We start from the raw sequence: 12,952 nt of genomic DNA, 5'->3' as shown, positions 1-12,952 counted from the left end.
TGCTTTTTTTATAAAGAGACTTCTTTTTTATTCTTTCTATGGACTTGGCCGGAGTTCATTTCTTTTCGTTGTAGTCGTTTTTCCAAAAGGTTAACAAGGTAAGTGAATAGGAGAACAAGCACGAGATAATATAAACCAACGATTACATATGTATCTAATTGTTGGAAGTTACCTGCAGCAATAGATAAACCTGATCCCCATAATTCGGACATTCCTACGTAAGCAACAAGTGAAGAATCTTTTAATCCAATAATAAACTGATTTCCTAAAGGAGGAAGAGATTGCCGAAATGCTTGCGGTAATATAATACGGCGCATTGCTAAAGGGTAAGGCATACCTAGAGAGCGAGCAGCTTCTAATTGTCCACGGTCGACAGATTGAATGGATCCGCGGAAAATTTCAGTAATATATGCACCATTATGGATTGCTAAAGCAATTGCTCCTGCCCAAAAAGGAGTGAAAACAACAACGGATGTAATCCCAAAATAGAGAATGGCAATTTGAACAATTAAAGGTGTACCACGAATAATGGCGATATATACATGAGCAATACTATTTAAAATCTTATTATTAGAGATTCGAAAAAAAGCGAATAGTAATCCAATTAGTGAACCGAGTACTAGGGAAGTTAATGTTAATTGTAATGTGACAATAGTAGCCTTTAAGAGTGTGGGATAAGTAGACATAAAAATTTCAAACATATGTGTCACCTCATATTGTATGGATTTTGGTAGGGAATGAAATACCCCACATAAAAAGTGGGGCATAATGTATGAAACATTTGAAGGGCTAATTTACTTCGTTTTTTCCTCTTCACCGAGAATATTACGCCCAAACCATTTTTTACTGATTTTTTCATACGTACCATCTTTAATGATTTCATCTAAAGCTTTATTTACTTTCTCAACCATTGCTTTATCATCTTTACGAATAGCAATTCCCATTTCATCCAGATTTAATGGTTTTCCAGCTTCTTTTATATTTGATTTACCTTCTTTGATCATACGTAAACCGACCATTTGATCAGTGATTACTGCGTCAACACGCCCAGGCTCTAGGTCCATAAGTGCAGTAATATCGCTGTCATATTCTGTGATTTGATCTGTATGTTTTGCAACAAGGGCTTTAAAGGTACTAGCCTTTACAACACCAATTTTCTTACCTTTCAAATCTTCTGGAGAAGAGATAGATGTATTCTTTTTAGCCACAAAAATTTGGGCACCAGAACGATAATAAGGATTTGAGAAATTAACAGCTTTTAAGCGTTCTTCTGTAATTGCCATACTGCCCAATATAGCATCATATTTTTTCGATTGTAGACCTTGAATTAGCGTTTCCCACGGATTTGTAATAGGAGTGGGTTTCATATTCATTTTTTTTGCGAGTGCCTCACCAATTTCCACATCAAAACCGGCAAGCTTTCCGTCATTTTCTTTATAGTTAAAAGGTTTATATAAGCCACTCATCGCATAACGGAATTCTTTTTCACCATTTGAAGAAGTAGTAGCACTTTCCTTACTACAGGCTCCTAGTATGAAGGATGTACATAATGTAATACTCGCAACAATGGTTAATAGTTTTCTTTTCATAAAACCCCTCCTATATATTGATCATACGGATGGTTTTAAGTATGTTATTGAGTTGTGCACCGTATGAATGTATTTCTTTTCGTTTGAAACAGAAGTTACATTATAAAACGTTGCGTAAAAATTGTTTTGCTCGTTCATGTGATGGAGCTGAAAAGAATTGCGTTGGCGGAGCGTCCTCTACAATTTTTCCATCATCCATAAAAATGACGCGATCAGCTACATCTCTTGCGAAATTCATTTCATGAGTAACGATAACCATGGTCATTCCTTCTTCAGCAAGTTCTTTCATAACTTGCAATACTTCTCCAACAAGTTCAGGGTCTAAGGCTGAGGTAGGTTCATCAAATAGCATAATTTTAGGGTTCATAGCAAGAGCTCGTGCAATGGCAATGCGCTGTTTTTGACCACCTGACAGGAGGTGAGGCGTTACATCTGCTTTATCTTGTAGGCCGACTTTTTGCAATAGTTGATTTCCGATATCCTTTGCATTTGCTGCTTCTAATTTTTTTACATGAATAGGTGCTTCTATGATGTTTTCTAGTGAGGTCATATGGGGAAAAAGGTTAAAGTGCTGAAAAACCATACCGACATTTTCACGGACTTTGTTTAAATTTGAATGCTTAGGATCAATTCGTTCACCTTGTAAGTGAATTTCACCTTCATCGTACATTTCTAAAAAGTTAAGACAGCGAAGTAATGTACTTTTACCGGAACCACTGGCACCAATTAAAACAACAACTTCTTTTTCTTTGACTTCTAAATCAATTCCTTTTAAAACATCAAGTGAGCCGAATGATTTTACTAGATTTCGAACCTGAATCATACAAAACCCCCAGTCAAAAATATATTTTACAAATGTTGCCCCTTATTTCTGTTATTAGCCACGAATTGTCAGAATCCTTTATTTTTTTCGTGCAATTGGATATTCAAAGAAATAATGATTTTTAAAATCCCTATATCCTTCTATAATGAAAATATGGATAATAATATATAGGTAGTATTTATATTGCTTATAAAAAGGGGGAAAGGGAAGATGGAAAAAGAAAGGAAAACATTTTCTTTTGGTTTACGTACACAACTTATGCTATTTACTACAGTTTTAGCTTTTATTACATATTCAACAAGTATATTTTTTATCTACGTGATATACGATTATTTTCAAAGTTATGTAAGTCAAACTGTTTATAATATTATCGTTATGTTATTAGGTGTAGTATGGTCTGGAATTTTAGCGTATGGAGCAGCAATCTTTTTAATTAAACCACTTAGAAAGTTGGAGGAGGCTGCACGGAAGGCGGCCGATGGCGATATTCGTGAAGATGTCCCGTTACCAAAAACAGATGATGAGATTAAATCTTTAAGTGTTGCATTTAATATGATGCTAGGGAACTTAAGAGGTATGGTAAAAAATATTGATACTACATTTTCGTATACAAATAATCAAGTTCAGCAAATTAGAAGACAAACAGGGGAAGCAACAAAGCAAGCACGAGGTGTGTCTGAAACCCTTACAGAGATTTCTTCTGGCGCTGAGCAATCAGCAGCTTCCATTCAGGCGATTGTTTCGGCTGTTGATACAACAACTTCCATTGCGAGTGAAGTAGAAGAAAAAGCAAAACAGTCTGATGAGTTGTCTTTAGAAATGGTTCAAGCTTTGGGGCAAAGTACACGAGTCTTTACTTCTTTAATTCAAGGTATTCAAACATTGGCAAAAGAAAATGAAAATTCGATGCAAAATGTACAGAAGTTAGAAGAACGAATGAAACAAGTGGAACATATTGTTTCTGTTGTGAGTGAGATTGCTAGTCAAACGAATTTATTAGCACTGAATGCTTCTATTGAGGCAGCTCGTGCTGGAGAGCACGGAAGGGGCTTTGCAGTTGTAGCTGAAGAAGTACGTAAGCTTGCTGATGAAAGCGATCATTCTGCAAGAAATATTTCGCAGTTATTACGGAATATGCAAGAGGAAGTGCAACAAGTCGCATTGAAAATGACAGAGCAAGTGAAAACAGCTAAAGAAGAGGCAAAACGTGGGGAAGCTACTGAATTAATTTTAAAAGAAATGTCATCAAGTATTATGGAAGTTGCCGATGCAACGAAGCAGATTAGTAGCTATATGAACGAACAAGTTAGTCACATTCATCAAACAGGAGCACAGACGAAGGCTGTAGCAGCGATTGCTGAGGAAACGTCAGCTGGTTCACAAGAAGTAGCGCGTGTGACGTTGCAACAATCAAAAAATATGGTACTAATCGATCAATTACTAAAGGATTTAGAGAAGCAAGCAGCGGATTTGAAACAAACAATTGAACGATTTTCAATGTAAAAAGGAGGGATACTTTGTTGAAAACGAAAAACATTGCACGAATCATATATGGTTTTCACTTTACGTAATCTTTGAAAGTTAGAACCGTAATAACTAGTTTGCCAATTTTTAATGTCGATATCGGGCCAATTGACATAGTCACCTCGTGTATAAGGATCTAAGCTTTCTCGTAAATCTTTAACCCAGTGTATATTGCGATTTTCTTCAGCATCACATTTCCAAGAGGTAATGTATTCTTGCGCAATAATTGCTTTACGATGAAAATAAGCTGTTTCAGTAGGCGGAATATTTTCAACAGCACCTACGAGCGATTGGTGCCAAATACTCGCATCTTTATTTGGAGCATGAGAAAGAAAATGTTGCATGATTTGAATTCCTTTAAGAGGGATAGGGTTATACACGTAGGAACCAGAACGCTTAAAGTTTTCAGGAATATTACCGCTATTAAAGAATTGAACAGCTTGTATATACGGAACTTCATCTATAAAAAGTGAGGGGGTACCAGTTTCGAGAAGAGGAGATAATAAGGAATGGAGTTCAGAGGGAGGGCCAACAAATTCACCTTTTACTTCAATTTTATTTCGTTGCTTTGCGAATAATTCAATTGATGAAGTGAGACGTTCGTCTATATAAGGCGCCCAGTTTTGCCACGCTTGAAATGCAGCGATAAGATCTTTCCATTTCCATGTAATGGAGAAGATTGATACATTCTTTATAGGATGCACTCGAAAAGTTAAAGAAGTAACAATTCCGAAGTTTCCACCACCACCACCGCGGCATGCCCAAAGCAAGTTATGGTTTTCATGTTCGTTTGCGCGAATGAGTTTTGCTCCAAATTTACCGCACGCTTGTACCATTTCAACTTCTACTAATTGATCACATGTTAATCCAAATAAGCGTGAAAGCATACCGATGCCACCGCCAAGTGTTAATCCAACAATTCCAACGCTTGCACTTGTACCAGCCGGTATTGTCACACCATAATTCCAAAGCTCTTTATAAACAGTGCCAAGATTTGCGCCAGCTTCAATTGTTGCTGTTAATGTATCTGTATTAACAGTAATGCGATGCATTTCACTCACATCAATAATAAGTCCTCTATTTAAAAGGGAAAAATTTTCATAGCTATGACGGCCGCTTCTTAAGCGAAATGGTACATGACGTTCGCGTGCCCATTTTAAGGCGTTGCACACATCATTTTTATTTTGGCAAAAAACAATAATACAAGGGAGTTTAGGAATACTTAAATTCAAATTCATTCGGGCTACGTCATAGTCAGGATCGGAGGGAACAACGATACGACCTGTTAATTTTGTTTGTTTCAATTTATCACTCCTTTCTAAAAATAAGCAGTGCTTTTTATTAATATATGAAAAGCGTATGTAACGTGCGTGGACAAGAGCAGGTGAGGAATGAGATTTGCTTTTGTGAGAAATAAATAAAGCATAAGAATAAGGAATCTACATAGAGTTCAATGAAAACAGTTGCAAACTATTCATATTTTGTTATGATAGTGTTACGAAAACGTTTGCATAAAAATTTCCGATGGGATGCAAAAGGAGAGAATGACTATGAATAAGACATGGTGGAAAGAAGCGGTTGCTTATCAAATTTATCCACGTAGCTTTATGGATTCAAATGGTGATGGTATTGGGGATTTACAAGGGATTATTGCGAAACTGGACTATTTAAAAGATTTAGGTATAGATGTAATTTGGATTTGTCCAATGTATAAGTCACCTAATGATGATAATGGTTATGACATTAGTGATTATCAAGATATCATGGATGAGTTTGGTACGATGGAAGACTTTGATGCTTTACTAGATGAAGTTCATAAGCGTGATATGAAGCTTATTATTGATTTAGTTATTAATCATACAAGTGATGAACATCCATGGTTTATTGAGTCTCGTTCATCTAAAGACAATCCGAAGCGTGATTGGTATATTTGGCACGATGGTAAAGATGGTGCGGAACCAAACAACTGGGAAAGTATTTTTAATGGTTCGGCATGGGAATATGATGAAGTAACAGGACAATATTATTTACATTTATTCTCGCGTAAACAACCAGATTTAAACTGGGAGAATAAAGAAGTTCGCGAAGTGTTATACGATACAGTTAATTGGTGGCTTGATAAAGGAATTGATGGTTTCCGCGTGGATGCAATTAGCCATATTAAAAAAGAAGATGGCTTCAAAGATATGCCAAATCCAAAAGAAATAAAGTATGTACCATCTTTTGATAAACATATGAATGTAGATGGTATTCAACCTTTATTAGAAGAGTTAAAAGAAAATACATTTTCTAAGTACGATATTATGACTGTTGGCGAAGCGAATGGCGTTAAGATTGAAGATGCTGAGCTTTGGGTTGGAGAAGAGCAAGGTAAGTTCAATATGGTATTCCAATTCGAGCATTTAAGCTTATGGGATGCAGAGAAGAAGAAAGATCTTGATGTTGTAGGATTGAAAAAGGTATTAACGAAATGGCAAAAAGGGTTAGAAAATAAAGGATGGAATGCTTTATATATTGAGAATCACGATAAGCCACGTATCGTTTCAACTTGGGGAGATGATAAACAATATTGGCGTGAAAGTGCAACAGCTCTTGGAGCAATGTATTTCTTTATGCACGGTACACCGTTTATTTATCAAGGACAAGAAATTGGAATGACAAATGTTCAATTCCCAAATATTGAAGATTACGATGATGTAGCAATTAAAAATTTATATCGCGAGAAAATTGCAGAGGGTATATCACATCAAGATATGATGGAGATTATATGGGCTTCTTGCCGCGATAATTCACGTACACCTATGCAGTGGAACGATGAGATGAATGCTGGCTTTACAACAAGTGCACCTTGGTTTGGTATGAATCCAAACTACAAAGAGATTAATGTTGAAAAGCAAAAGAATGAAGAAAACTCTATTTTCAACTTCTATAAGAAAATGATTGCCCTGAAAAAAGAGCATGATGTACTGAATTACGGTACGTACGATTTACTTTTAGAAGATGATCCGCAAATTTATGTATATACTCGTACATTAAACGATGAAAAAATCGTTGTAATTAGTAATATCTCAAAAGAGGAAGCAATGTATAATGAGGGTTCATTTGCACTAGAACGCAAACGTTTGCTTTTAAATAACTATGAAGTTGCGGAACATGAACAAGTGACTACAATTACGTTAAAGCCTTATGAAACAAGGGTTTATCGCATTTCATAATAAAAAAGGATGCTCTTAGAGCATCTTTTTTTATGAAAAAAAATAAATTTCTATTGCAAAGTGAAAACGCTTTTATTAAAATAGATTTATGAAAACGGTTGCGTAAAGGATAAAAGTAAAGTAACATAAGGAATCGTTTTCATGATAGAAACAGAAATTATAATTTAAATCATTATGTTGTTATAAATAAAGGGGAGGAAGAACAGATGAAAATTACGTCTTTTGATTTTTGGCAAAAGTTCGGGAAAGCATTATTAGTTGTTGTAGCTGTAATGCCAGCAGCTGGTTTAATGATTTCTATTGGTAAGTTGATTGGGATGTCTGCTGGGGATATTAACGCAGTTCATACAATCGCTCGCGTAATGGAAGATATCGGTTGGGCAATTATTACAAATCTGCACATCTTATTCGCAGTAGCAATTGGGGGATCTTGGGCGAAAGATCGCGCAGGTGGTGCATTTGCAGCGCTATTAGCATTCGTCTTAACGAACAGAATTACAGGAGCTATATTTGGCGTAAACGCTGAAATGTTAGCGGATTCAAAAGCGAAAGTTTCTTCAATATTAGCAGGAGATTTAATTGTAAAAGATTACTTTACTTCTGTACTTGGTGCACCAGCATTAAACATGGGAGTTTTCGTAGGGATTATCACAGGTTTCTTAGGAGCTACTCTATATAACAAATATTATAACTATAACAAACTGCCACAGGCATTAGCATTCTTTAACGGAAAACGATTTGTACCATTCGTTGTAATTGTTTGGTCTACAGTCACTGCAATTGTATTATCACTTTTATGGCCATTCATTCAAAGTGGATTAAATGAATTTGGTCGCTGGATTGCAGCTTCAAAGGATAGTGCACCGGTTGTTGCACCATTTGTATATGGAACGTTAGAGCGTTTACTATTACCATTCGGTTTACACCATATGTTAACGATTCCGATGAACTACACAGAGCTAGGCGGAACGTATACAATGTTAACTGGCTCAAAAATTGGACAAGTTGTAGCAGGACAAGATCCATTATGGCTTGCATGGATTACAGATTTAAATAACTTATTAGCAAATGGAGATACAAAAGCATATAACGATCTATTAAATAATGTTGTACCAGCTCGTTTCAAAGCTGGACAAGTTATCGGTTCAACAGCAGCGTTAATGGGTATCGCTTTCGCGATGTTCCGTAATGTTGATAAAGAAAAGCGTGCAAAATATAAACCAATGTTCTTATCAGCAGCATTAGCAGTATTCTTAACAGGTGTAACAGAACCAATTGAATTCATGTTCATGTTTATTGCTCCAGTATTATATGTTGTATATGCAATTACAACAGGACTTGCATTCGCATTAGCAGATTTAATCAACTTACGTGTTCACGCATTTGGATTTATTGAGTTAATTACTCGTACACCGATGATGGTTAATGCAGGACTAACTAGAGATTTAATCAATTTCGTTATCGTTTCATTAGTATTCTTCGGCCTGAACTTTACATTATTCAATTTCTTAATTAAAAAGTTCAACTTACCAACACCAGGCCGTGCAGGTAACTACATTGATAATGAAGATGAGTCATCAGAAGGAACAGGAAATGTACAAGATGGTTCATTAGCAACAAAAGTTATTGATTTATTAGGTGGTAAAGAAAATATTGCTGACGTAGATGCTTGTATGACGCGTTTACGTGTAACAGTAAAAGATTTAGATGTTGTTGCACCAGAAGCACAATGGAAACAAAATGGTGCTTTAGGACTTATCGTAAAAGATAAAGGTGTACAAGCAGTATATGGTCCGAAAGCTGACGTATTAAAGTCAGACATTCAAGATATGTTAGGTGCGTAATAAGATGAAATTGCTAACTTTAAACTGTCACTCTTGGCAAGAAGAGAATCAACTAGAAAAGATAAAATATCTTGCTAATGTCATTCAAGAAGAAGATTATGATGTGATCGCATTGCAAGAGGTAAGTCAGTCTATACAAGCTGAAAATGTATGCGGTCACAAGAAAAAAGATAATTTTGGACTTTTACTATTAGAAGAGTTAAGAGCGTTACATGTAAAAGATTACAATATTACTTGGGATTTCTCTCATATTGGATATGATGTGTATGAAGAAGGATTAGCGATTCTAACGAAACATAATGTTATAAATGAAGATACGTTTTTTGTATCAGAAAATAAGGATACAACGTATTGGAAAACACGCAAAATTGTAAGTGCAACAATTGCTTATAATGGTAAGAACATCACGTTTTACTCTTGTCACCTCGGTTGGTGGAATGATGAAGAAGAGTCATTCACAGTTCAAGTTGATCGTTTAATGGAGCGTGTAAATCGCAATGAACTTTCCTTCTTAATGGGTGATTTTAATAATAATGCCCGTTTGCAAGGAGAGGGTTATGAGTATATGATACAAAAAGGTTTGTATGACACATATGAACTAGCAACAGAGAAGGATGAAGGAACAACTGTCCAAGGTGAGATTGCTGGTTGGGATGAAAATAAACATAATTTGCGAATCGATCTAATATTGTGTAACCAAAGTGAAAAGGTTCGCTCTTCAAAAGTCATTTTTAATGGTACAAACCGAAATATAATTTCAGATCATTTCGGTGTAGAAGTACAAGTAGATATATAATAGAAGAAAACCTCACAGATGATGAAAAGCTGTGAGGATTTTTTTTAGGAATACAAGTATTTCCAAGATAAAATACTTGTATTTTTTATGACATTTCCTATATATTTGTTATTATTGAATGTAAAACCGATTTGGTCATTTTGTATTCATACTTTGACTGACTTCGTTATATAATGTAGTAAGTCAAAGTTAATGAGAAAAAATAGTTCGTTTTTGGTTAATCCACGATGTAGAAAGTGATATAATTGCAAAATGTATGTATCATTTTCTAAAGAAGGAAAAATATATAATTAGGTGATAACTTCTATGAAACAAATTTGGCGTATTTATAAGACAGATTTACGGAATGTAGCTAAACATTGGGCTGCAATTGTTATTGTTTTAGGGTTAATGATTTTACCATCGTTATATGCATGGTTTAACATTAAAGCTTCTTGGGATCCATATGGAAATACAAAAGAGGTTCCCATTGCAGTTTCTAACCAAGATGCAGGCTCTAATTTAAGAGGGAAAGATATCAATATCGGGGACGAGATTGTAGATTCTCTTAAGAAAAACAAAAATCTTGGGTGGAAATTTGTAGATGAAAAACAAGCAGTTTACGGAGTTGAGCGCGGGGATTACTATGCAAGTATTACAATCCCAAAAGATTTCTCTGAAAAGATTGCAACTGTTCTGGATGAAAATCCGCAGAAGCCAGAACTTGATTACTATGTAAATGAAAAGGTAAATGCGATTGCACCAAAAATTACAGCAAAAGGTGCATCAGGTATTACAGAAGAAATTAGTAAAAACTTCGTTAAAACAGCAAACGGTGAGATTTTTAAAGTTTTTAATGATCTTGGAATCGATTTAGAAACAAACTTACCAAGTATCGAGAAAGTAAAAGATCTTGTGTTTAAGTTAGAAGCGCAGTTCCCAGAAATGAATACATTGATGGATAAGGCGTTAGATGATGCGACTCGAGCAGAGGATCTGGTAAAAGTAGCTCAGAAAGAGTTGCCAGTTGTAGAAAGTGTTATCAATGATGGGCAAGAAGCGTTAGGGAACTTAGATAAGTTCTTTGCCAACAATGATGAAACATTAAAGAATGCACCTGGAACAATGAGAAATAATTTAACTGTAGCAAAAGATGTAATGGATAAGGCCAATACTTTTACGAACTTTTTAATGAATCCAGGGATAGACCTTTCTGGTATGAAGGGATTACCGGAGTTTCCAGCACGCCCGGATCTTTCAAAGATGAACGATGAAGGTTATAAAAATATTGCAAGAAACATTAATCAAACAGTGAATAATGTTTTAAACTCAGCACGTGCAGGAACAGCATACGGGAAAAGTGTTGTGAATGGATTGCAAAATGGCCAGTTTGATCCAGAAAAGGCAAAACAAGACCTTAATGCGGTTTCTGAAAATCTTCAAGGTCGTACAGATAGTATTGCATACCTTATTAATGTATTTACTGAACTTCAAAAATCGGCAACGACTGATTTTGGTCAAAGCTTTTTCCAAGGGCGAGTGGATCGCTTAACTAAGCTGAAAAGCGGTATGGAAAATGCAAACAACGGTATTAAAGATATTGTAAATGTTATCGGTACAGGACAAGAAGTAAAGAAAGATGTAACAGATGTAGCGAATCAAAAATTAGATGCAGCAAATGGATTAATTGATCAAGCGGAAAAAGATTATAATGAAACGTTTGTAGCAGATTATAAAAAAGCAGTTAGCACAGTCGATCAAGCTAAAGCTGATGCAAATGAAGCATACGATAGTGTGAAAAATGAATATGAAAAGGCAAAAAATAATTTTGAAGGTGTTATAGCAGACGTAAATAATAGAGGTGTTAATGGATTAGATAGTACAAAAGTAGCTTTAAATGATTTAAATGGTCAACTACAAGCTACTAATAATCTAATTGGTGATGCGATTCCGGTTCTAGAAAGTACAAATAAGGTATTAGCAGATGTAAATAGTGACAAAAACCTTAATGGCGGAATTGCAAAATTAAACAAAATACAAAATTCTGTTCAAAAAGGTATAGATGCAACGAATAAGGCAACTACACTAATCAATAATGGACAGAAGCCTACAAAAGAGGTCGTAGAAAGTATTAATGAAGCAACTAAAAATGCTTCAGCTCAATTAGGCGATTTCTTAGCAACATATGATTCAGAAATCGTTCCAAACTTTAACACAGCAATTGAACGTACGAAACGTATGTCTAAAAACACATCTCAAATTTTAAAAGAAGCAGACAAAAAGCTTCCAGATGTTAAAAAGCTACTAGAAGATTCATCAAAAGGCTTAGTAGACGGTAAAAAGAAATTAACAGACATTAAGGCTGACATGCCGGAAACTGAGAAAAAGATTAAAGACTTAGCAAATAAAATTCGTGATTTTGAATCGGAAGAGGATATAAAAGACATCATACGCTTATTGAAAAATGATGTTGAAAAGCAAAGTGACTACTTTGCGAATCCAGTAAATTTAAAAGAGAATAAATTATTTGCGATGCCGAACTATGGTTCAGCAATGTCACCATTCTATACAGTGCTTGCATTATGGGTAGGCGCATTATTAATGGTTTCATTATTAACAGTAGAAGTACACGAAGAGGGCGCGAATTATAAGAGCCATGAAATTTACTTCGGACGTTTATTAACATTCTTAACGATAGGTCTTTCACAGGCGTTTATCGTATCGATGGGAGATATATTCTTACTCGGTACGTACGTAGTCGATAAGTTCTGGTTTGTATTATTTAGTTTATTTATTGGTGGGGTCTTCGTTTGTATCGTATACTCACTCGTTTCTATTTTCGGAAACGTTGGGAAATCGATGGCGATCATTTTACTTGTACTGCAAGTAGCGGGATCGGGTGGAACATTCCCAATTCAAATGACACCAGCGTTCTTCCAAGCAATTTATCCGTTCTTACCGTTCACATACGCAATTAGTGCAATTCGTGAAACAGTAGGCGGAATGCTATGGGATATCGTAACGCGAGATTTACTTGTGTTAAGTGCTTTCGTAGTAGTTATGATTGTTGCTGCGTTATTACTGAAAACACCAATTAACAAATCGAGTGAAAAATTCGTTGAGAACGCAAAAGGAAGTAAAATTATCCATTAATAATAAAAGGTTCCTACCGAGAGTGGTAG

The 12,952-nt window shown here is 35.4% G+C and carries 9 protein-coding genes and 1 pseudogene; 6 read left to right on the top strand and 4 right to left on the bottom strand.

The annotated features are described in order from the left end of the window. Positions 1–8: 8 nt before the first annotated feature. The 3 genes from PDL00_RS20275 to PDL00_RS20265 form a co-directional block, all read right to left on the bottom strand. Positions 9–701, bottom strand: a complete 693-nt coding sequence (locus PDL00_RS20275; protein WP_242253246.1) for an amino acid ABC transporter permease — start codon at positions 699–701, stop codon at positions 9–11. A 93-nt stretch (positions 702–794) separates the two neighbouring features. Further along, positions 795–1,589: an ABC transporter substrate-binding protein gene (locus tag PDL00_RS20270; protein ID WP_073518117.1), complete on the bottom strand. Its 795-nt coding sequence runs from the start codon at positions 1,587–1,589 to the stop codon at positions 795–797. Positions 1,590–1,689: 100 nt separating this feature from the next. After that, positions 1,690–2,412, bottom strand: a complete 723-nt coding sequence (locus PDL00_RS20265) for an amino acid ABC transporter ATP-binding protein (RefSeq protein ID WP_098872603.1) — start codon at positions 2,410–2,412, stop codon at positions 1,690–1,692. Between the two features lie 210 nt (positions 2,413–2,622). Here PDL00_RS20265 and PDL00_RS34885 point away from each other — a divergent pair. Next, positions 2,623–2,973: pseudogene (locus tag PDL00_RS34885) on the top strand (HAMP domain-containing protein); the annotation flags it as partial. After that, positions 2,965–3,915, top strand: a complete 951-nt coding sequence (locus PDL00_RS20260; RefSeq protein ID WP_442868343.1) for a methyl-accepting chemotaxis protein — start codon at positions 2,965–2,967, stop codon at positions 3,913–3,915. The pseudogene PDL00_RS34885 and the gene PDL00_RS20260, both read left to right, overlap by 9 nt. On the opposite strand, the gene PDL00_RS20255 is transcribed toward PDL00_RS20260, so the two are convergent. Continuing rightward, positions 3,846–5,240 carry an FAD-dependent oxidoreductase gene (locus PDL00_RS20255; protein ID WP_270730876.1) on the bottom strand — a complete coding sequence of 465 codons (1,395 nt, stop codon included), beginning with the start codon at positions 5,238–5,240 and terminating at the stop codon, positions 3,846–3,848. The two genes, PDL00_RS20260 and PDL00_RS20255, sit on opposite strands and share 70 nt — an antisense overlap. A 246-nt stretch (positions 5,241–5,486) precedes the next feature. Between PDL00_RS20255 and PDL00_RS20250 the strand changes: the two genes are divergently transcribed. The 4 genes from PDL00_RS20250 (at position 5,487) to PDL00_RS20235 (ending at position 12,923) form a co-directional block, all read left to right on the top strand. Then, on the top strand, positions 5,487–7,151 hold the full coding sequence (locus PDL00_RS20250; RefSeq protein ID WP_270730874.1) for a glycoside hydrolase family 13 protein: 1,665 nt from the start codon (positions 5,487–5,489) through the stop codon (positions 7,149–7,151). Positions 7,152–7,357: 206 nt separating this feature from the next. After that, positions 7,358–8,995 (top strand): PTS transporter subunit IIBC, encoded by a 1,638-nt coding sequence (locus tag PDL00_RS20245; protein ID WP_242253256.1) that lies wholly within the window; start codon positions 7,358–7,360, stop codon positions 8,993–8,995. A 4-nt stretch (positions 8,996–8,999) separates the two neighbouring features. After that, the gene (locus PDL00_RS20240; protein WP_132134525.1) at positions 9,000–9,791 is read left to right on the top strand and encodes an endonuclease/exonuclease/phosphatase family protein; all 792 of its coding nucleotides are present in this window, start codon (positions 9,000–9,002) and stop codon (positions 9,789–9,791) included. Positions 9,792–10,097: 306 nt separating this feature from the next. Beyond that, entirely contained in the window at positions 10,098–12,923 is a 2,826-nt protein-coding gene (locus tag PDL00_RS20235; RefSeq protein WP_270730871.1) for a YhgE/Pip domain-containing protein, read from the top strand. Positions 12,924–12,952 lie beyond the last annotated feature (29 nt).

It is taken from the genome of Bacillus cereus group sp. TH152-1LC, from assembly GCF_027710505.1.
In the GTDB taxonomy this organism is placed as follows: Bacteria; Bacillota; Bacilli; order Bacillales; family Bacillaceae_G; genus Bacillus_A; species Bacillus_A mobilis.
The sequence above is the reverse complement of the archived record's forward strand: the minus strand, read 5'-3'. Positions and strand labels throughout refer to the sequence as shown.

Bases quoted from the DNA above. Each gene is read 5' to 3' on its own strand.
- PDL00_RS20275 (WP_242253246.1), bottom strand. From the start codon at position 701: ATGTTTGAAATTTTTATGTCTACTTATCCCACACTCTTAAAGGCTACT.
- PDL00_RS20270 (WP_073518117.1), bottom strand. From the start codon at position 1,589: ATGAAAAGAAAACTATTAACCATTGTTGCGAGTATTACATTATGTACA.
- PDL00_RS20265 (WP_098872603.1), bottom strand. From the start codon at position 2,412: ATGATTCAGGTTCGAAATCTAGTAAAATCATTCGGCTCACTTGATGTT.
- PDL00_RS20260 (WP_442868343.1), top strand. From the start codon at position 2,965: ATGATGCTAGGGAACTTAAGAGGTATGGTAAAAAATATTGATACTACA.
- PDL00_RS20250 (WP_270730874.1), top strand. From the start codon at position 5,487: ATGAATAAGACATGGTGGAAAGAAGCGGTTGCTTATCAAATTTATCCA.
- PDL00_RS20245 (WP_242253256.1), top strand. From the start codon at position 7,358: ATGAAAATTACGTCTTTTGATTTTTGGCAAAAGTTCGGGAAAGCATTA.
- PDL00_RS20240 (WP_132134525.1), top strand. From the start codon at position 9,000: ATGAAATTGCTAACTTTAAACTGTCACTCTTGGCAAGAAGAGAATCAA.
- PDL00_RS20235 (WP_270730871.1), top strand. From the start codon at position 10,098: ATGAAACAAATTTGGCGTATTTATAAGACAGATTTACGGAATGTAGCT.